Raw genomic sequence first — 19,744 nt, forward strand, 5'->3', positions numbered from 1 at the left:
CGGCGGCGGCGTGTCGTCCCGTCTCGCCTCAGACGAGCCGCGTCATGACGCCCAGCGCCGCATAGGTGCCCAGCGCGCGGCGATCGCACGTGACGAGCGGGACACCGGCATCCCGTGCGGCGAGGCCGACGAGGCCGTCATAGACCGCCCCGCCGGAGATCCCCGCGTCGGCGAGAACATCGACGGCGGTGAGCGCGGTGTGCTCCGAGAGTGACACCGAACGGGGAAAGGCGGTGCGGATGGCGAGCGCGGCGGCCGACGGGGTCAGTCGATCGGGCGGTGGCAGGCGGGTCAGGACGGAGTACGTCTCTGCCGAGGCGTGTCCGGCGAGGCCGAGGGTCGCACCGGCGCAGAAGGTCTGCACCGCGCCGTGCGCCGTGTGGTCTTCCACGAGAAGAGCGACCGCCGCACTCGTGTCCAGGACGAAGTCAGCGCTGGTCGGCAAGGCGGAGCTCGCGAACGTCATCGGGTGTGAGGGTGGAGCCGGAAGAGCGGACGACGAGGCGGCCGTCTTTCTCGACGAGGTTGTCGGGGGCCTCGATCTCGATCCGGATGCCGTTGCCGTCGAGGACGAGGTCCACCGGGCCGGGAACCAATCCGACACGCTCGCGGAGTGTGGCAGGGATCACGATTCGACCTGCCTTGTCCATGGTTGCCTTCATGCCGAGAGAATACCATTCGGATGGGCGGCACGAGTGTCGGCTGCGTGAAGTGAGAGAGTGGGCGCACGGGAGGTCGGACATGGGTGGAGCGATTCTGTGGGGAGCCGTCGCGGCGGCTCCGCTGTTCGTCGGCGCGGTGCTCGCGATGCTGCGCACCTGGCCGCCGCGGTGGCTGGGCGTCGTCCTGGGGTTCGGCGCCGGAGCGCTGATGGCCTCGATCGCGTTCGAACTCTGGGAGGAGGGGCTCGACCGCGGCGGTCCCCTCCCGCTCGTCACCGGCGTCGCCCTCGGAGCCCTCAGCTACTACATCGCCGCCCGCATCCTCGACGCCAGGGCCGCCAGGAAGAAGGGCGAGGCCGGGGGAGGTCAGCTCGCGGTGGGGGCCCTCCTCGACGGGATCCCGGAACAGCTCGTCCTCGGCATCGGTCTCGCCTCGGGGGAGCCGGTGAGCATCGCGCTCGTCGTCGCCATCCTCGTCTCGAACCTCCCGGAGTCCATCGGCTCCGCCGCCGACCTGCTCGACGGTGGCATGCGACGGAGCAGGGTGCTGCTGCTGTGGGCCGGAGTCGCCGTACTGTGCGCGGCGGCCACCGTCGCCGGCTTCGCGCTGGCCAGCGTGACCGGCGAGGTCTTCCGCTCCGGGGCGAGCGGTTTCGCCGCGGGCGCCCTGCTCGTCATGCTGGTGGACTCGATGGTCCCGGAGGCGCAGTCGAAGGCGAAGGAGTCCACGGGGCTGGCGACCGTCCTCGGATTCGCGCTCGCCGCCGGTCTCGCCTTCGCGTCCTGAACGGATCGGCGGCTGGGCCGGCTCAGAGGCCGCTGTTGCGGGCGTCGCGACGGACGCTGCGCCCCGTGATGCGCTCGATGCGGAACGACAGCGGGAGATCCCGGTCTTCTCCGGCCCACGGATGCACCCGCGCCGACGCCGCGGCCGCGTGCTCCTCGGGTACCTGCGACAGGACACCGTGCATCAGCACGCTCCAGCCCAGGCCGCCGATCGGATCGTGGTAGTCGACCTCGAACGAGACCTCGGCCGACTCGCGGGAGAGGGCCGCCAGGTGGCCGTCCGGTGACGTGCGCAGGAGCAGCTCGTGCCCCGAGACGACGAAGTTCACCGGATGGATCTGCACCAGGCCCTCGTCGACGAATCCGATGCGGCCCACCGTGGTGGTCGCCAGCAACTCGTACGACTGCTGCTCGTCGAGTTCGTTGATCATGCGAACACTCCCTCCCCGTGTGCCGCCAGTGTAGCCACGGCGCCGCAGATCATCGAGGGCACCGGATCGGAATCACCCGGTGAGGTGTCAGGACGACCATGCCTCCAGCTCGACGGTGAGCTCATCCCGTCATCCTCGCGCCGGGCGGGTGGTCACTCGAAGCCGGGGTAGTCCTGCAGTCGTTCCTCGAACTCCGCGCGGTCGGCCTCGCTCAGCACCTTGCCGGCGATGACCACGAGCTGGAGCCCCTCGACCGGCTCGCCGGTGCGTGCACTCTGCGCCTCCCGCGAGGTGCGGAAGCCGCCGTCGGCATCGTTCGACAGATCGTAGATGTTGGCGTAGAAGCGCAAGGGGTCGGGGTAGTTCTCCGTGTAGTACTCCCATGTCGTCTGCATCTGCGGGTCGTCGCTGCCGTAGAGCTTGGCGATCATGGACGGGTCGATGCCGGAGTTCGCGGGGTCGTTGAACGAGTAGAGATTCCACAGGCCGTGGGCTGCCACGACCTCGTCGATCGCGGCCATCACCTCGAGCTTGCGCGCATAGCCCTGCACGGGCTGCTCGGTCGCCCAGGCCGCGGTCGTGTACTCGGACAGCATCGACTCCCCGCCGTAGCCGTTGCGCTCCGGCCGGAGGTCCTCGTCGCCCACCTGAACCCACGTGAACCCGAAGTCGGCGGAGAGCCGCTCCCGGATGTCGGTGAAGAGAGCGTCGGCCTCGGCGCGCACCTCCTCCAGGGACTGCTGGGTGAGCGCCTCCTGCGGGGCCGTGCCCTTGATCCCCGGGTAGGCCTCCGCGTGTCGCTGTTCCGCGGTCTTCACGCCCTCGTAGTTGCCGGATGCCGAGGTGCGCAGCGCGCTGAGCCCCCCGACCGTCGCGACGTTGAACAGGACGGTCAGGACGAGGGCGACGATGCCCAGGCGGCGCCCGCCGGTGGTGAACAGCGCGGCGACGATCGCGCCGAGCACCACGAGCTGCAGTGTGATCATCGTCACCCCGTACAGCAGGTCGGTGCCGCCGGCCACGAGCGTGCCGAACAGGATCAGGACGAAGAGGATGGCGGCCACCAGGGCGATCCAGCCGAGGGCGTTCGCCGCGGGCTTCTTCTCCTCGGTCGCCAGCGGGGAGGGGACGGGCGGCGTGGGACCGACCGGCTGCTGTCGCCGGGCCCCGCGGTACCCCCCGGGCGGCGGGACCGGCGGGGCGCCCTCGGTGCCGCCGACATAGCGGGCGCGCTGTCGCTCGCGATCGCTCACCACGGCTTGTCCGCTCCGGTGCCGCCGGGTTCGTCGCCCTGCTGCTGATCGCGTTCCTGCGTCCCCTGCTCGAGCTTGTCCTGGAGGTCCTGCAGCTTGTCCTCGGACGGCTGCGGCTCCTCCTGCTGCTCCTGCTGCTCCTGGGGCTGCTGTTGCTGCTCCTGTTCTTGTTGCTTCTGCTTGAGGCGGTCCTCGGTGCTGTCGAGGGTGTCCGTCATGTCGCGCTCGGGATCGGGAGACTGCTGCTGCGCCTCCTCGCTGTGGCACTCCTCCGGAGTCTCGACGGTGATCGTCAGCGCCTCGCCGTAGAGAGCCGTCGCGGCGGCGCCGTCTCCCTCGGCCCTGGCGGCATCGCCCATCCGCTCGATGACGAGGGCGAGGTTGACCCGGACCGGGCAGACCTCGAGCCCGGTCGCGAGGTCGAGTGAGCGCTCCAGCTCCGCGCGGGCGGCAGGGAGCTCCTCGGCGCCGGCCAGTGCGGTGCCGACGTTGTACGGCGCCTTGTACGGTTCGAACCAGTTCAGGACGTCCTGTCCGCGCGCCGAGGCCTCGGAGCCGGCGAAGTCGTCGATGACGTACGCGGTGATGGCCTGGTGGGCGAACGCGTACATGCTCAGCAGTTTGCCCACGAAGAGCAGCGCAGCGAGGGTGAGCGGGATCGTCCCGATCGCGACCCAGCGGCGGATGAGGCGCCGACGGCGGTTCGAGCGGAGGAGGGCTGCGGCGGCGTCGTCCTGCGCAGGCGTCACGACCCACCTCCTCCCCTGTCGTCGGCGTCTGAACATCCTATCCGCGACGATCGGGCGCGACGGGTACGGCGATACGACGAACGCCGACCCCAACTGATCGAGGTCGGCGTCCGTCGCGTGTGCGGTCCGGTTACTGCGCAGCCGTGACGCGGAACGTGTCGAAGGCCACGCCGAGCGGCGCGGTCGCGCTCGCGGAGCGGCTGCCGCTCAGGCCCACGCCACCCGCCGGCAGCGGGGTGGTGTCGGTCGCTCGGAGCTGCCAGTCGGCGGGCTCCGCGGCATCGCTCGCCCAGAGCTTCGCGACGAGGGAGACCTTGTCCGTCCCCGTCACGGCCGCCCTGAGCGTGTAGGCGGTGCCCGGGGTGACCGTGACGCCGTTCAGTGCCCGGGTCGCGAGGACGGTGCCGTCGCGGTGGGCCACGAGCCAGACCGTGCCGTCCGGCCGGAGCCAGGCGCGGACGAGGTAGCGACCCGCGGAGGAGTCTCGGGCGATGACCCCGATGTAGGAGCCTCCTGTGCTCGACGGCTGATCGACGCGGAAGGTCGTCTCCAGCGCCGGGTCCGGCACCGACGGGGCGTTCAGCGTCGCGTGACGGGTGCCCCCTGCGGCCAGCTTCAGCTGTCCGGAGCCGTCGGCGACGCTGGCCGCGGCTGCGGACCCGCCGGCGATCTTCCACGCTCCGCCCGTGAGGGCTTCACCCCAGCCGGGACCGGCCGTGCGGTCGAACTCGTCGCTCGCGAGCGGCGCGGGTTCCGCCACCACGGCTTCCCGCGTGGTCGTGGCAGAGCCGCCGATGTCGTCCGTCACCGTGAGGGTGACGGTCCGCGTCCCGGCCGTCGCGTACGTGTGCGTCGCCGATGCTCCGTCACCGGTCGTGCCATCACCCCAGTCCCAGCGGTAGCTGCGGATGGTGCCGTCGGCGTCCGTCGATGCCGACGCGTCGGCCGACACCGTCAGCTCCGAGGCCGAGAGCGTGAACGAGGCCGTGGGCAGGGTGTTCGCGCCCTGCACGACGATCTTCTTCGTGACCGATCCCACGAGGTTCTGGCTGTCGGTGACCGTGAGCGTGACCGCGTACGTGCCGGGCTTCGCGTAGGCGTGCGACGGCGTCTTGCCCGTACCGGTCGTACCGTCGCCGAAGTCCCAGCGATAGTCCGAGATCGTGGTGGTCCCCGGCGGCACGGAGGTGCTCGCGTCGAACGCGACGTCGAGCCCGGTGACGGCTGCCGTGAAGGCGGCAACCGGAGCCGTGGAGCCCGTGCCGACGGCGTAGTGGGTCTTGACCTGTGCGGCGCTCAGTCCGTACGGGTAGACCGCGAACTCATCGACCTTGCCGACGAGGTGGGCATCGCCGGCAAGGTTGGCAGGGGCGGCAAGAGTCTTGGTCGGCGCATTCGGCCAACCCTTCAGCCGGCCACCGCCAATCTTCCAGAACCCGGTGAAGTCCTGCGCTTTGGTGACGTTAGGGAGCTGGCCGTCGAGCTTCCCGTCGATGAAGAGCTTCATTCCCTCGGGGCTCACCGACGCCACGACATGATGCCAGCGGTTGTCGTTGTATGCCGTCGCGGTCGTGAGCACTTTGGTGCCGTCGTTGTAGACCCCGAAGTTCAGGCGGCCATCGTCTGACATGTAGACGGTTCGGTCGTAGTTCCTCGAGTAGAAGCCAGCGGCCGAACTCTCGAAATCGAACAACACGCCGCCCGCTGTCGTCGAGGTCTGGAACCACATCTCGGCCGAGAACGATGACGGCGCCGCGGCTTTCGTGGTCGTGTCGACTCGTCCGGTCTCTGTCCCGTCGAGGGATGTCGCCCCGGCCACGCCCTTCGGCACGCCTGATGACTGAGGCGTCGCTCCTGAGCGGAAGATGGGGTTGTTCGTACCTGCCACATCCTGCGCGACGGTTCCCAACGGGTAGTACAGCTGGGGTCCGTCAGCGAGCACGGCGTCGGAGTACGGAGGTGTCGAACCAGCCACCGTGATGGTCGCCGTCTTGCTTGTGACGGTGTTGCCGTTGCCGTCCGTGGCTGTGAACGTGTACCTCTGCTGCGAACCGGCCGGAGCCGTGTCTTCGAAGGTGATGGCGGGCAGGTTCCACCAGGTGGAGTCCGCCTTCGTGGTGAACAGCGGCGCGGTGGAGCCTTCGCGGCGCAGTTCATAGGTGAGCGTGAGGTCGTCCCGGTCCCAGTTGGACGGGATCGAGACCTTCACACGCCCGGGGGTGAGCGAAGTCGCTGTCGGCACCCACTTGTCGCCGGAGAGGCGGGGTCCGTCCTTCGGGCCGCCGGGAGGAGTCGTCGAGAATCGCACGAGTCCTTCGAACTGTCCGTTGTTGACCGAGCGGAACTCGCCGCCGATGGAGACCATGTTCCCGGTGCCGGTGATGGACAGTCCGGCCTGGCCCAGACCGGTGGTCGTGCCGACCGCCCAGTCGGGCGACCAGGCGTACGGCGACGGTGCCGGAGTGCCACCCCAGTCCTTGCGGCCCGGTGCCGTGGGCTGCGGAGCAAGCGTCCCCCTGGCATCGGCGGTGTAGGCCTCGGAGTACCGGTGGACGCGCGGACCCTGCTCCGGGTGGAGTCCCAGAGTTTCGCATGAATGCGTGTGGCTGGTCGTGTAGACGACCTTACCCGTGGAGTAGACGCCGTAATGGTCGCCGAGGCAGTCCGCGATCCAGCGCACCTTTCCGGTGCCGGCCTCGGCGGCGAAGGTGCCTTCCAGATTGCCCGTCGCCGCGTCGGCGTACCCCCAGCCGGTGCCGTACACACCGGTCGCGTCGGTGGCGAGACCGAAGGTTCCGGCCTTGCCGGCGTAGATGCCCGATCCCGCGCCATTCTTGACCGTCTTAGCAAACTCCCACTCGGTGTTCAGCGCTCCGGTGGTCTTGTCGACGGAGGCGCTGCCGCGCATCTCGGTGTTGCCGTTGACCTGCGAGAAGCGCCCGCCGATGATCGTGTCCTCGCCTGCCGGATCCATGACCATGGCGTCGACCTGGAGGTCGGTCTTCGGGGCCCAGGGCCGGAGCGCGCCGTTGGTGGTGTCGAACGCGGCCAGGTTCTTCCGCGGCGTGCCGTTGGCCTGGGTGAAGAGGCCGCCGGCATAGACGGTCGTCCCCGACGTCGCCAGCGCGTAGACGCCGGATCCGCCGATGGAGGGGACGAAGCCCGGGACGAGCTCGCCGGTCTTCGCGTCGATCGCGGCGATGTTCCAGCGGTCCTTGCCGTTGACCTTGTTGAACGAGCCGCCGATGTAGATGCGAGACCCGTCGGGCGAGGCGGCGACGGCCTTGATCACGCCGTTGACCTGCGGGGCGAACGGCAGCAGCGCTCCCGTGTCGATGTTGTAGGCGAGCACGTTCGAGCGAGCCGTCAGCGCGGTCCCCGGAGCGGCCTTGGGCTCGCGGGCGTTGTCGAACTTGCCGACCGCGTACACGATGGACCCGATCGTCGTCTGCGCCCACACGTACCCGTTGTCGATCTGCACGGTCGGGATCGGATCGGACGTGACGACGTTCTCGTCCCGCTGCAACAGCGGAGGTAGCCCCCCCGGATCGTCGGCGGCCGCCGCCGCGGCGGCACCCCCACCGAGGGCGACCAGCCCGGCGGCTACCATCACCCCCGCGATGGCTCCGGCCACGCCCGTGCGCGCGCGCTTCCAGACAGCACTCTTCCCCATGTGTGTTCCCCAGTCATTCCATGGCCGACCCCACGTCGGCACGACATCGTCGGACGATCGACCGCGAGAGCTCCCCCAGAGATGCTCGGACCGCGGCGGTTCGTACCGACGAACCCCCGCCGAAGGCACAGAAGCCCTCGGCAGGTAACACAATACCATCGCCGGGCGCGGAGTACACGCCGTGCCCGCACGGATGCCCGGGGTCTCGGGCGCTGTCAGGGGGTGTCGAGGGGAGCGGGCCGCGCCGCGCGGGGAGCGCGCAGGCCTCGGAGTCGCGCGACCAGGATCGTGGCGCGGCTGAGCTCCACGCCGAGAGCGGCGAGGACGACCAGCGCGGCGACCCAGTACAGCTCGACCACGTTCCCCACCTCGCCGGCGTCGGCATAGGCGGTGGTGCTCGACGGTGCGGCGGGGAGGGTCGGGGCGGCGTCCGCCTCCCGGTGCTCGTACCCGACGCCGAGCTGCCCGGCGATCGTCTCGAGGTTCCCCTCGTCGATGACGGAGAGGGCGTCCGCTCCCTGGTACTGGATGTACTCGGAGCCGTTCTGGTCGAGCCCGCCCGTCGTGACGCGCATGGGACCACCCTCCGTCGTGCCGTACCCGAAGACGGCACCCGCGTCGGTGTAGCGTGCGCTGTCGGCGAAGGACTCCGGGGTGGACCCCGTGGTCTGCTCGCCGTCGCCGAAGTAGAAGACCATGCGCGAACGGTCCGGCGACGACTCCGCCGCCGCGGCGAGGGTCTCGCTCAGCAGCGGAGCGGCCACGCCGATCGAGCTGCCGCGCGACTGGCTCGTGACCTCGGGGCGCAGCACGTCGAGTGAGCCGAGCAGGGCGGTGGTGTCGGTGGTCAGCGGGATCCGCAGCTGGGCTGCCGCATCCGAGGTGAGGAGGGCGAAGCGGGCGCCGGGGTACTCCTCTACGAGCGCGCGCACGTCGGCGCGCACACCGTCGAGGCGGGGAGAGCCGTCGTCCCAGTCCTCGGCCACGATGCTCGCGGTGGTGTCGACGACGAGCACGATGTCGGTGTCGGTCGCCAGGGTCTGCGTGGAGCCTCCGGGCAGCCCCGGCCGCAGCAGCATCACGGCGCAGGCGAGCACCATCACGAGGCGCAGCGCCCAGAGGGACCGATGTACGGCGAGAGCACGTCGGTCGGTCACGACCTCGCCCCCGGCACGCGGAGCGCGGACGAGCATCCAGACGGCCACGCCGGCGACGCCGGCGCACAGCAGCAGGATGAGGAACACGGGGAGCACGGGCTGGAAGATCACAGGCGCACCCTCCAGACCAGCACGACGAAGCCGAGCGCGAGGACCGACAGGACGGCGATCCACAGGTTCGGGGTGTCCGTCCAGACCACCTGCGCCTCGCCGCGCAGCGCCGTGGCCTCCTGTTTCTGGACCTCGTCGATGATGTCCCCGACCGTCGTCGTGTCGCGGAGCCCGTACGCGGCGCCTCCCGTGGCCTCGGCGGCGGCGGCCAGCTCGGCGCTGACGTCGGCGTCCTTGCCCTCGACCGGGTTGATCGCGAACACCCGCACGTCCTTCGAGGCCGCATACTCCGCGGCCTCGTCGAGCGACACGATCGAGGCGCCGTTGATCTCGTTGTCCGTCGCGAAGATCACCGATCGCGACCGGTCGTCGTCCGGGTGATCGAAGCCCATGGTGCAGGCCGCGAGTCCGTCGCCGATGAGGGAGGCGCCGTCGCCGTTCAGGGTGCCCAGCCAGTGCTCCGGGATCTCGTCCACGTAGTCGAAGCTCGACATCATGCTCGCCAGGTGTTCGCGGATGAAGTCGTAGTCGTCGGTGAGGGGGAAGATCTGCACGGGGGAGCTGTTGAAGATCGTCAGGCCGATGCGCTCGCCCTCGAAGCCGTCGAGCAGCTCGTCGAACACCGAGAGCACCTCGACGTCGACCTCCGACATCGAACCCGACACGTCCAGGCAGAGCATGATGTCGCGGCTCGTGTCGACGGGTTGGATCGTCTGGGCGGACATCGGACGCGCGGCCACGACGCCGGCCGCCAGCGCGGCAACCGCCCCGAGGGCGAGCACGCCGGTCAGAGCGACGGCGCGACGGGACAGCGCCTGGCGGAAGGACGGCAGCGCTCGCAGCCGCTCCGCCCTGGCCACGCGAGCGGTATCCGCCGCGCGCCGGTCCCGATGACGGCGCAGGCCGACCGCGAGGCCGATCGCCACCGCGACGATGACGACCGCCGCAGCCAGGACCAGCATCCAGACGTTCGCTAGTGCCACGCGCGCACCACCGTCCTGGCGGCTTCGGCGCCGGCGACCGGATCGATGGCGGGTCCCTGCCGGAAGATGCTCGGATAGTAGTGGCGGCCCATCGCGTCGATGAGCGCCGGGTGCACGCCGCGGGAGACGAGGTCGTCGAGGGCGAGCACCGGCGCTTCCAGGCCGCTGTACTCATTGACGAACGTGCGCACGACGCGGCTCAGCTCCAGGTTCGCCTGCCGCGCGGAGAGACGGCGGTCCCGGTAGTCGTGCTCGACGCGGTCGATGCGGTCGAGGTACTCCGAGCGCAGAGCGGACAGCACGTCGAGCGTGGACGGCTGACTGGCATCCGAGGACGCTCCGGAGGCGGCGGTGCGGGGGCGCGTGAGCCGGAACAGCAGCCACGCACCGACGATCAGCAGGGCCAGGATGCCGAGGGCGAGCAGCATCCATCCCCACCCGTACTGCGTGGGCGGGTAGAGCTCGTCAGAACCGGGCATCGGACCTCCGGTTCAACAGGTGCAGCAGCTGCGGAACAGCGTCGTCCTGACCGTCGAGCGCGGCGTGACTGATCTCCATCCGCGTGAGCAGATCGGCGAGCCGGGCGGCGTCGGCCGCCCGCTGCGCACGGAGCTCGTTCACGATCGTGCGGTCGCCCTGGATGAAATCGGGGACCTCCCAGAGACTGTCGACGTCGGCGCGCAGCCGGGCGGAACGGTGGTCGAGCACCGGTTCGGCGTCGCGCAGGGTGAGCCAGAGCACGTCGTGCTGCACGCGCAGGCGGCGCAGCAGGCGCTCTGTCTCGGTGGTGACGGGGGCCTCGTCGGTGAGCACGACGACGATCATGCGCCGGGCGATCGTCCGCGTGACGAAGGACAGCAGGGCGTCCCGATCGCTGGGGGCCGCCGCGTCGTCGACCGCGCGGTCGATCGTCCGCAGCGCGTGTTCGAGGGCCCCTTCGCTGCGCCCCGGCGCCAGCCGTCGGACGCGGGAGGCGTCGCCGTAGACGACCGTGAAGTCGTCGCCGTGCCGGAGTGTCAGCACCCCGAGTGCTCCGGTCGCCAGGATCGCCAGGTCCTTCTTCGAGCGCTCGTCCGCGGCGAGAGCGGTCATCGAGCGTCCCGTGTCGACGACGAACATCACCGTGTGCATACGCGTGGCCCGTGACCGCTTGACCAACGGCATGCCGAGGCGGGCCGTCGCGCGCCAGTCGATGTCGCGCACCTGGTCGCCGTACTCGTACTTGCGCAGGTCCTCGAAGTCGAGGCTCCGCCCGTGCAGCAACGACGCGTAGGCGCCGTCGAGCGCGTGCAGCGACTTGCGGTTCGAGTGGATGAAGAGCTTGCTCTTCACCTGCGTGATGAGGCTGGGCATCGGGCGCGGGATCCCTGGACGTGTCGACGGGTCAGGGGGTGGGCACGGCGGCGAAGATCTGGTCGATGATCTCCTCGCTGCGGATGCCCTCGGCGTCGGCCTCGAACGTCAGCAGCACGCGGTGTCGCAGCACGAGGTGGCGCAGGGCGCGGATGTCCTCGGGGAGGACGTGGGTCCGGCCGCTGAGGAGGGCGAGGGCGCGGGAGGCCTGGAGGAAGGCGATGCTGGCCCGAGGGCTCGCGCCGTACTTGATGAAGCGGGCGCGCTCGTCCCCGATGTACGGCGCGGGATTCCGGGTCACATACGCGATCGACACGATGTAGTTGCGGATCGCGGGGTCGACGTAGATGCGGCTCGCGACGTCCTGCAGCAGGTGCACGTCGTCCAGCGTGACGGCGCTGTGCACGTGCCGGTCGGGGTCGAGCACGCCCGAGTCGATGCGGCTGAGGATCTCGAACTCCTCCGCCGGGCTCGGGTACTCCACGATCTCCTTGAGGAGGAACCGGTCCATCTGCGCCTCGGGCAGCTCGTAGGTGCCCTCCTGCTCGATGGGGTTCTGCGTCGCGATCACGAGGAACGGCTTCGGCAGCGGGTGGATCTCGCCGCCGATGGTGGTCTGGTGCTCCTGCATCGCCTCGAGCATGGCGCTCTGGGTCTTGGCGCTGGAGCGGTTGATCTCGTCGAGCAGCACGAAGTTCGCGTGCACGGGGCCGAGCACCGTCCGGAAGCTGCCCGTCGCGGCGTCGTAGATCTGGTTGCCCGTGATGTCGCTCGGCAGGAGGTCGGGCGTGCACTGGATGCGCTTGAACTTCGCCTTCACGGTGTCGGCGAGCGTGCTGGCGGCGGTGGTCTTGGCGAGGCCGGGCACGCTCTCCAGGAGGATGTGGCCGCCGGCGATGAGCGCCACGAGCAGGCTGGTGCGCAGACGTTCCTGGCCCACCATCTTGGCGGAGTAGGCGTCGGAGATCGTCTGCAGCACGGCACCGGCGCGCGCCATCTCGGCGTCGGTCGGAGCGGCGGCGGGGGCCGCGGCGGCGATCGGCGCGCCGGACGCGGGGGGCGGCGGGGGCGCGGAGATCGTCGGCGGGGTCTGCGCGTCGGCGTCGGTCATCGGTCTTCGTCTCCCTCGGTCACACGCGGGCCCGCACGGCGCGCCCCTCCGCCGACCAGCGTAATCGCATCCGCGCGGACCGACCTCGACCCGCGCGGGCGGCGCGCTCAGCGCGAGCGCCGCCCGCGCATGCGCGTGATGAGCACCCCGAGCAGGCACAGCGCGCCACCCACGAACATGAGCGGGGTGGACACCTCCCCGAGGATCAGCCACGACAGGACGATCGCGAGGGCCGGGACCACGTATGTCGTCGCGGAGGTCTTCCCCGCGGTGCTGCGCTGCAGCACGTACGCCCAGGTGGTGAAGGCGATGGCGGTGGGGAAGATGCCGAGGTAGACCACCCACAGCGTCGCGTCGAGGGGCGCCGTCTGCACGTCGGCGATCAACGCGCCGAGCCAGGGAAGCAGGGCGATCGTGCCGGCGGCCGCCCCGAGCCAGGTCAGCGTGGTGGCGTCGACCCCCGAGGTGAGCAGGTGTTTCTGCAGCAGGGTGCACCCCGCGTACATGACCGCGGCGAGAAGGGCCAGCAGGAGGCCCGTGAGGTCGGGGCCGGTGCTGCTGGTGGAGTTCATGCCGATGAGGACCACCCCGAGGAAGGCGATGGGGGCGCCGATCACGAGGGGGCGGGGGAATCCCTCCCGGAGGAAGAGACCGCTGAAGACGACGACCATGAGCGGCGCCAGGTTGACGACCATCGCGGCGGTCCCGGCGTCGAGGGTCCGTTCGGCGCTGTTGAGGGCCAGGTTGTAGACGCAGAACCATCCGACACCCCACGCGGCGATCAGCAGCCAGTGGCGGCGCTCCGGGAGCCGGATGCCGTGCCGCAGCGCGATGATCGTCAGCACGAGGGTGCCCACGGCCATGCGCAGCAGCGCCAATGCCCCGGGGTCGTAGTGCGGCCCCGCGCCCCGGATCCCGATGAAGGCCGAGGCCCAGAGCACCACCGTCACCGCTGCCGCGAGCAGGACCAGGGCGCCGCGCGATCGCGCCGGCGAGCCCTGCGGGTCGAGCCGCTCCGATGCCCTGATGTCCTGTCGCACCGTCCGATCCTGTCACCGGCCGCCGACATCAGCGATGCGCGGAAGCGACAGCCGTCGTCGCATTCCCGCCAGCGTCGCCGCGGGGCACTGCTAACGTCGAAGAGCAGCCACTGTCCGGGCGGGTCGAGCGTTCCGCTCCCACCGGGGAAGAACTGTCCTCCTCTCCCGGATACGGCTGCGCCCGATACATGACGGAAGAGTTTGAGGACGATACGTGACGAACAGTGAACGAGTAGCGATCATCGGCGCCGGCCCCTCGGGGATGGCGCAGCTGCGGGCCTTCGAGTCCGCGGCCCGTGCGGGGGCGGAGATCCCCGAACTGGTCTGCTTCGAGAAGCAGGCCGACTGGGGCGGCCAGTGGAACTACACCTGGCGCACCGGGCTGGACGAGTACGGCGAGCCCGTGCACTCCAGCATGTACCGCAACCTGTGGTCGAACGGCCCGAAGGAGGCCCTGGAGTTCGCCGACTACACCTTCGACGAGCACTTCGGACGGCCGATCTCGTCGTACCCGCCGCGTCCGGTGCTGTGGGACTACATCGCCGGGCGTCTCGCGAAGACGCAGGTGCGCGACCTCATCCGCTTCGAGACCGCGGTGCGCTGGGTGGAGTTCGACGAGGACCGTGAGGTGTTCCGTCTCACCAGCGAGCACCTGCCGACCGGGCGCACGACCACGGAGGAGTTCGACCGCGTGGTCGTGGCCAGCGGGCACTTCTCCTTCCCGAACGTGCCGCACTTCGACGGCATCGAGACCTTCCCCGGATCCGTCGCCCACGCGCACGACTTCCGGGGCGCGGAGGCCCTCGCCGGGCGGGACGTGCTCGTGATCGGGTCGAGCTACTCGGCGGAGGACATCGGCAGCCAGGCCTTCAAGATGGGCGCCCGCTCGGTCACCGCGAGCTACCGGACCGCGCCGATGGGCTACGACTGGCCAGAGGGCTTCGAGGAGCGTCCGTGCGTCGAGCGCTTCGAGGGCCGCACCGTGCACTTCGCCGACGGCACCTCGAAGGAGGTCGACGCGGTCATCCTCTGCACCGGCTACCTGCACAAGTACCCGTTCCTGCCCGCGGAGCTCGCCCTGTCCTCGCCGAACAACGTCTACCCCGACGGGCTGTACCGGGGCGTGCTCTGGCAGGGCAATCCACGCCTGGCCTACCTCGGCGCGCAGGACCAGTGGTTCACGTTCAACATGTTCGACGCGCAGGCGTGGTTCGTGCGCGACGTCATCCTCGGCCGGATCGCCCTGCCCGACGAGGGCGAGCGCGCCGCGTCCATCGCCGCGTGGCGGAAGCGGTTCGCGGAGATCGACTCGGCGGCGACGGAGATCCGCTTCCAGGCCGACTACATCCGCGACCTGCTGGAGTGCACCGACTATCCGGCGTTCGACCTCGATCGCGTCGTGGAGATCTTCCTCGCCTGGAAACACGACAAGAAGGCCGACATCATGGGCTACCGCGACCGCGTGTACCCCTCGGTCATGACCGGGACGCTCGCCGCCGCACACCACACCCCGTGGCTGGACGAGCTCGACGACTCCCTCGAGCGCTACCTCGAGGCCGACGCGCTCCTCGTCTGATCGCCGACCCACCCCCTTCCGGCCGTCCCACCCCTTTTCGCACGTTCGCAAGGGGGTGGGGCGCACGGGAAGGGGTGGGTCACAGCCGGGCCCGACGCCGCCCGATCCCCACGACGAGCGCGGCAGCGGCGAGGATGATCGCGGCGATGAGGAGGACCCAGAGCGCGACGCCGCCGTAGCCGCCGTTCAGCGCGGGATCGAGGAAGGGGTAGGGGTACCACCAGGGGTTGCCGGTCGCGGGTGCGGTCACGAGGTTCGCGCGGAGCAGCGTGTAGATCACCCACACGATGGGGAAGATCGCGGCGATCCCCCCAGTGCCCCAGCTGAGTGCGCGACGACGCGGCGCGAACAGCACGTCGGCGAGCAGGACGAGCGGGATGACGACGTGCAGCACCTCGTTCGACCAGGCGACCGTGGCTCCCTGCGGCAGCGCGATCCCGCGGAGCAGCGTGTTGTAGACGACGCCCGTGACGATCATGTAGGTGCTCGCGCACACGAGGAGTGTCGCCAGCCACGTCGGCTCGACTCTCGCGTCGCGGTGCGTCAGCGCCCAGATCCCGCCGACGGCCAGCACCACCGCGGCCAGCACGTTGGAGAGGATCGTGAAGAAGCTGAAGAAGTTTGCGAACACGGTGGGCAGGTGCGCGCCCCACGCGGTGTCCGCGGCGAGGGCGATCTCCAGCGTGCGCACGAGCTGCGCCACGATCGCCGCCACCGCGAGCGCCGCCGCCGCGAGTCGGATGTAGGGCCACCACCGCGTCATCGCCACCTCCGTCGACACTGTAGCGGGATGGGAACCGCGCCCTCCCGGCACGATGCGGGATTAAAACCGTGCTTCCGACAGCCGGATCAGGAGCATATTCCGTCCCGTATCGAGCTTCCCGGGGGCTGTCCGAGGCCTGCCGATAGGATGGGAGCGCCCGAAGAGGGCCAGCTCATCGGCCGGTGCAAACCCGGCGAAAGCCAAGGGGTTACCCATGCCAGGAATCGTTATCGTCGGCGTGCAGTGGGGCGACGAAGGAAAGGGCAAGGCCACCGATCTGCTCGGTGAGCGCACCGACTGGGTGGTGAAGTTCAACGGCGGCAACAACGCCGGGCACACCGTCGTCGTGGGCGACGAGAAGTACGCCCTGCACCTGCTGCCCTCCGGCATCCTGTCGCCCGGCGTGAACCCGGTCATCGGCAACGGCGTGGTCATCGACCTCGAGGTGCTCTTCTCCGAGCTGGAGGCCCTGTCCGCCCGCGGCATCGACGTCTCGCGGCTCAAGGTCAGCGCGAACGCGCACATCATCACCCAGTACCACCGCACGCTCGACAAGGTCACCGAGCGCTTCCTCGGCAAGCGCAACATCGGCACCACGGGCCGCGGCATCGGTCCGGCCTACGCGGACAAGATCAACCGGGTCGGCATCCGCGTGCAGGACCTCTTCGACGAGAACATCCTGCGCCAGAAGGTCGAGGGCGCCCTCGACCAGAAGAACCACCTCCTGGTGAAGGTCTTCAACCGCCGCGCCGTCACCTGCGACGAGATCGTCGACGACCTGCTCTCCTACGCCGAGCGTCTGCGTCCGATGGTCGCCGACACCGGCTACCTCATCGACCAGGCCCTGAGCCGTGGCGAGGTCGTCGTGTTCGAGGGCGGTCAGGCCACGATGCTCGACATCGACCACGGTACCTACCCGTTCGTCACCTCGTCCTCGGCCACGGCCGGCGGCGCCTCGACCGGCTCCGGGGTCGGCCCCGGCGCCCTCGACCGCATCGTCGGCATCGTCAAGGCCTACACGACCCGCGTCGGCTCCGGTCCGTTCCCGACCGAGCTGTTCGACGAGCAGGGCGACTGGCTGCGCAAGCAGGGCTTCGAGTTCGGCACCACGACCGGGCGTCCCCGCCGCGTGGGCTGGTACGACGCTCCCATCACCCGGTACGCCACGCGCATCAACGGCATCACCGACCTCGTGCTCACCAAGCTCGACATCCTCACGGGCCTGGAGCAGATCCCGGTGTGCGTCGCCTACGACGTGGACGGGGAGCGGTTCGACGAGGTGCCGGTGAACCAGACCGACTTCCACCACGCGAAGCCGATCCTGGAGTACTTCCCGGGCTGGAGCGAGGACATCTCGACCGCGCGCACCTTCGAGGACCTTCCGCAGACGGCGCAGGACTACGTGCTCGCGCTGGAGGAGATGAGCAACACCCGCATCTCGGTGATCGGCGTCGGTCCGGAGCGCGATCAGGTGATCGTGCGCCACGACCTGCTCGACTGACCGGCATGACGCGGTTCTGGCTCGGGGGCTACGGCCCGGCGATGGAGGGCTCCGCCGAGGGGATCGGCGTGCTGGCAGGCGACGAGGGCCGTGAGGCCGCGACGCTCGCCTACCGCGGACCCGTGACGCAGACGCCGTCGCCGTCGTGGCTCGCGGCGCATCCGTCCCTCGATGTCGTGTACGCGGCGTTGGAGGGCGATGCCGCCGTGCAGGCGTTCGCGCGCACCGGGGAGCTGGCGCTGACGCCGCTCGGCGATCCGGTGGCGACGGGGGACGGCGTCTGTCATCTCGCGGTGTCGCCGAACGGCCGGACGCTCGTCGCCAGTTGCTACGGCGACGGACGGGTCGTCCGGTTCGCACTCACCGCCGATGGTCGTCTCGTGCCGGCGAAGGAGGATGCGGCCGCGGCCCTGCGTGCCGCCCTGTTCGGCGACGGTGATCCGGAGGCGGCCCCGGCCACGCCCGCCGGGGACGGCATCGCCGCGGTCGACCCGTACGGCGACGCGGGCCGCGCATCTCACGCGCACGCCGCCGCCTTCCTGCCGGACGGCCGTGTGGCGACGACCGACCTCGGCTTCGATCTCGTCCGGTTCTGGCGCCTGCAGGGCCCCGGGCTCGTCCTCGACCAGGAGGTCGTGCTTCCGCGCGGCACCGGTCCGCGCCACATGGTCGTGCATCCGAGTGGGCACCTGCATGTCGTGACCGAGTACTCCTGCGAGGTTTTCACGCTCGCCGCCGCCGCCGACGGCACCTGGGGCGTCGTCTCCTCGGCTCCGGCCAGCCCCATCGCGCAGGTCGGCGCGGACTTCCCCGCCGAGCTCACCCGCTCCAAGGACGGTCAGTTCCTCTACACCGCCCTCCGTGGCAGCAACACCATCGCGGCGCTGCGGGTGCGCGGCAGCGGCGAGGCTCTGGAACCGGTCGCGCTCGCCGACTCCGGAGTCGACTGGCCGCGACACCACCTCGTCTACCAGGGCAAGCTCCTCGTCGCCGGTCAGCGCTCCGACACCGTCACGCTGCTCGACCTCGATGAGCGGACGGGAGCGCCGCTCGGAGTCCGGCACGAGGCGCAGGCTCCCGCGCCGACAAGCATCCTCCCGCTGCGCTGACTCCCTGCCGGACCCGCGTCCATCCGGGACTTGACCTCAACCATTCTTGAGGTTCTAGCGTCGTCCTCATGACGACCGAGACCGGGCGCACCGCGCCGTCCACGCCCGCCCCGTCCCGCATCCTCGGCGGCGAGTACGTCTGGATCACGATCGGCGCGTGCGCCCTCGTGTTCCTCGGCGCCTTCGAATCGCTGGCGGTCACCACGGTGATGCCGGCGGTCAGCGCCGACCTCGACGGCGAGCGGTTGTACGCGCTCGCCTTCGCCGGACCGCTCGCGACGAGCGTGATCGGCATGGTGGTCGCCGGCAACTGGTCCGATCGGCGGGGTCCCGTGGTGCCGCTGTACGCCTCCGTCGCCCTGTTCACCGTGGGGCTGCTCGTCGCGGGGCTCGCGCCGACCATGGAGGTCCTCGTCGCGGGCCGTTTCGCGCAGGGGCTCGGCAACGGCGGACTCATGGTGGCTCTCTACGTCGTGGTCGCCCGGGTGTACCCGACGTCCCTGCATCCGGCGATCTTCGCGGGGTTCGCCGCCGCGTGGGTCGTCCCCTCGCTGATCGGTCCGACGATCGCGGGTGCGGTCACGGAGGTGTGGAGCTGGCACTGGGTGTTCCTCGGGGTCGTGGTGCTCGTCGTGCTCGCGCTGCTGATGGTCGTCCCGGCCCTGCGCGGCCTCGCGCGCAGCGGAGACGCCGCCACGCCGTGGGCTCTCGGGCGGCTGGGGTGGTCGGTGCTCGCCGCCTCCGCCGTGCTCGCCCTCGACCTCGTCGGAGAGGTCCCGGTCGCCGGTCCGTTCCTGTCGGCGGCCGCGGTGGTGGTCGCGATCTCGGCGGTACGCCCACTCGTTCCCCGGGGCGCGCTCGTCGCCCGCCGGGGCCTGCCGTCGGTGATCCTGGTGCGCGGTCTGGGGGCGGCGGCGTTCTTCGGGGCGCAGATCTACCTGCCGTACCTGCTCACCGATCGGTACCTGCTGTCGCCGACCCTCGCCGGGCTCGCGCTGACCGGGGGTGCGCTCGCCTGGTCGGCGGCGGCGACCGTCCAGGGGCGGATGGGCGAGCGCCTGTCGAGCGTGACCGCGGTGCGGGTGGGGACGGTCCTCGTGGTCATCGGGATCGCCCTGATCCTGGTGATCACGGTCACGCAGGCCACCCCGCTGCTCGCCGCCCTCGCCTGGGTCGTCGCGGGTGCGGGCATGGGGTTGATGAGCCCGCGATCCAGTGCGCTCGTCCTCGCGATGTCCTCCCCGGCGGAACAGGGCTTCAACAGCGGGGCCATGACCGTGGCCGACTCCTTCGGGAGCGCGCTCGCCCTCGCCGTCACGGGCTCGCTCTTCGTCACGCTCGGGGCCGTAGCCGGGGTGGATGCGTTCGCGGGAGTCTTCGCGCTCGCCGCGGTGATCGGTGCGGCGGCGGCCGTCCTCGCCCCGCGGACGAGGAGCATGGAGCCCGCTGCGGAGTGATTTGCGCGGGATGCACGGGCGCCCCTACC

18 protein-coding genes are annotated in these 19,744 nt (G+C 70.4%); 5 read left to right on the plus strand and 13 right to left on the minus strand.

Translation table 11 applies throughout. The features are described 5' to 3' along the window. Positions 1–28: 28 nt before the first annotated feature. Together B2W79_RS05265 and B2W79_RS05270 are read right to left on the minus strand one after the other, a co-directional pair. Positions 29–466: a PIN domain-containing protein gene (locus B2W79_RS05265; RefSeq protein ID WP_292787658.1), complete on the minus strand. Its 438-nt coding sequence runs from the start codon at positions 464–466 to the stop codon at positions 29–31. Further along, complete coding sequence (locus tag B2W79_RS05270) at positions 429–662, minus strand: AbrB/MazE/SpoVT family DNA-binding domain-containing protein (RefSeq protein ID WP_256209370.1); 234 nt, start codon at positions 660–662, stop codon at positions 429–431. The genes B2W79_RS05265 and B2W79_RS05270 overlap by 38 nt, the downstream gene beginning before the upstream one ends. Before the next feature lie 79 nt (positions 663–741). Between B2W79_RS05270 and B2W79_RS05275 the strand changes: the two genes are divergently transcribed. Continuing rightward, on the plus strand, positions 742–1,449 hold the full coding sequence (locus tag B2W79_RS05275) for a ZIP family metal transporter (protein ID WP_071327999.1): 708 nt from the start codon (positions 742–744) through the stop codon (positions 1,447–1,449). 22 nt (positions 1,450–1,471) lie between these two features. Here the strand turns inward: B2W79_RS05275 and B2W79_RS05280 are convergent, their stop codons facing one another. The 10 genes from B2W79_RS05280 to B2W79_RS05325 form a co-directional block, all read right to left on the minus strand. Continuing rightward, positions 1,472–1,879: a pyridoxamine 5'-phosphate oxidase family protein gene (locus B2W79_RS05280; RefSeq protein ID WP_292787661.1), complete on the minus strand. Its 408-nt coding sequence runs from the start codon at positions 1,877–1,879 to the stop codon at positions 1,472–1,474. Between the two features lie 152 nt (positions 1,880–2,031). Further along, positions 2,032–3,132, minus strand: coding sequence for a DUF4064 domain-containing protein (locus tag B2W79_RS05285; RefSeq protein ID WP_292787663.1), 1,101 nt, complete (start codon positions 3,130–3,132; stop codon positions 2,032–2,034). Next, positions 3,129–3,881 (minus strand): hypothetical protein, encoded by a 753-nt coding sequence (locus B2W79_RS05290; protein ID WP_256209368.1) that lies wholly within the window; start codon positions 3,879–3,881, stop codon positions 3,129–3,131. Before B2W79_RS05290 ends, B2W79_RS05285 begins: the two co-directional genes overlap by 4 nt. A 130-nt stretch (positions 3,882–4,011) precedes the next feature. Next, a complete protein-coding gene (locus B2W79_RS05295; protein ID WP_292787665.1) occupies positions 4,012–7,554 on the minus strand; it encodes a PKD domain-containing protein in 3,543 nt (1,180 codons plus the stop codon). A gap of 215 nt (positions 7,555–7,769) precedes the next feature. Beyond that, a complete protein-coding gene (locus B2W79_RS05300) occupies positions 7,770–8,822 on the minus strand; it encodes a VWA domain-containing protein (protein ID WP_292787667.1) in 1,053 nt (350 codons plus the stop codon). Then, on the minus strand, positions 8,819–9,805 hold the full coding sequence (locus tag B2W79_RS05305) for a VWA domain-containing protein (RefSeq protein WP_292787669.1): 987 nt from the start codon (positions 9,803–9,805) through the stop codon (positions 8,819–8,821). The genes B2W79_RS05300 and B2W79_RS05305 overlap by 4 nt, the downstream gene beginning before the upstream one ends. Further along, the gene (locus B2W79_RS05310; protein WP_292787671.1) at positions 9,796–10,284 is read right to left on the minus strand and encodes a hypothetical protein; all 489 of its coding nucleotides are present in this window, start codon (positions 10,282–10,284) and stop codon (positions 9,796–9,798) included. The genes B2W79_RS05305 and B2W79_RS05310 overlap by 10 nt, the downstream gene beginning before the upstream one ends. Further along, a complete protein-coding gene (locus B2W79_RS05315) occupies positions 10,271–11,158 on the minus strand; it encodes a DUF58 domain-containing protein (RefSeq protein ID WP_071327992.1) in 888 nt (295 codons plus the stop codon). The genes B2W79_RS05310 and B2W79_RS05315 overlap by 14 nt, the downstream gene beginning before the upstream one ends. A 31-nt stretch (positions 11,159–11,189) precedes the next feature. Next, positions 11,190–12,269 (minus strand): AAA family ATPase, encoded by a 1,080-nt coding sequence (locus B2W79_RS05320; RefSeq protein WP_177173784.1) that lies wholly within the window; start codon positions 12,267–12,269, stop codon positions 11,190–11,192. A 107-nt stretch (positions 12,270–12,376) separates the two neighbouring features. Next, positions 12,377–13,309, minus strand: a complete 933-nt coding sequence (locus B2W79_RS05325; RefSeq protein ID WP_292787676.1) for a DMT family transporter — start codon at positions 13,307–13,309, stop codon at positions 12,377–12,379. A 214-nt stretch (positions 13,310–13,523) separates the two neighbouring features. Between B2W79_RS05325 and B2W79_RS05330 the strand changes: the two genes are divergently transcribed. After that, a complete protein-coding gene (locus B2W79_RS05330; protein ID WP_085604283.1) occupies positions 13,524–14,885 on the plus strand; it encodes an NAD(P)-binding domain-containing protein in 1,362 nt (453 codons plus the stop codon). A gap of 79 nt (positions 14,886–14,964) precedes the next feature. Here the strand turns inward: B2W79_RS05330 and B2W79_RS05335 are convergent, their stop codons facing one another. Continuing rightward, positions 14,965–15,648 (minus strand): Pr6Pr family membrane protein, encoded by a 684-nt coding sequence (locus B2W79_RS05335; protein ID WP_292787680.1) that lies wholly within the window; start codon positions 15,646–15,648, stop codon positions 14,965–14,967. A 214-nt stretch (positions 15,649–15,862) separates the two neighbouring features. On the opposite strand from B2W79_RS05335, the gene B2W79_RS05340 reads away from it, so the two are divergent. From B2W79_RS05340 to B2W79_RS05350, 3 genes are all read left to right on the plus strand, one after another. After that, positions 15,863–17,149, plus strand: coding sequence for an adenylosuccinate synthase (locus B2W79_RS05340; RefSeq protein WP_071327988.1), 1,287 nt, complete (start codon positions 15,863–15,865; stop codon positions 17,147–17,149). A gap of 5 nt (positions 17,150–17,154) precedes the next feature. Further along, positions 17,155–18,258: a lactonase family protein gene (locus B2W79_RS05345; protein WP_292787682.1), complete on the plus strand. Its 1,104-nt coding sequence runs from the start codon at positions 17,155–17,157 to the stop codon at positions 18,256–18,258. 68 nt (positions 18,259–18,326) lie between these two features. Next, a complete protein-coding gene (locus B2W79_RS05350; protein ID WP_292787684.1) occupies positions 18,327–19,715 on the plus strand; it encodes an MFS transporter in 1,389 nt (462 codons plus the stop codon). The last annotated feature ends 29 nt before the right edge of the window (positions 19,716–19,744 follow it).

Source organism: Microbacterium sp. UBA7513, assembly GCF_002478345.1.
In the GTDB taxonomy this organism is placed as follows: domain Bacteria; phylum Actinomycetota; class Actinomycetes; order Actinomycetales; family Microbacteriaceae; genus Microbacterium.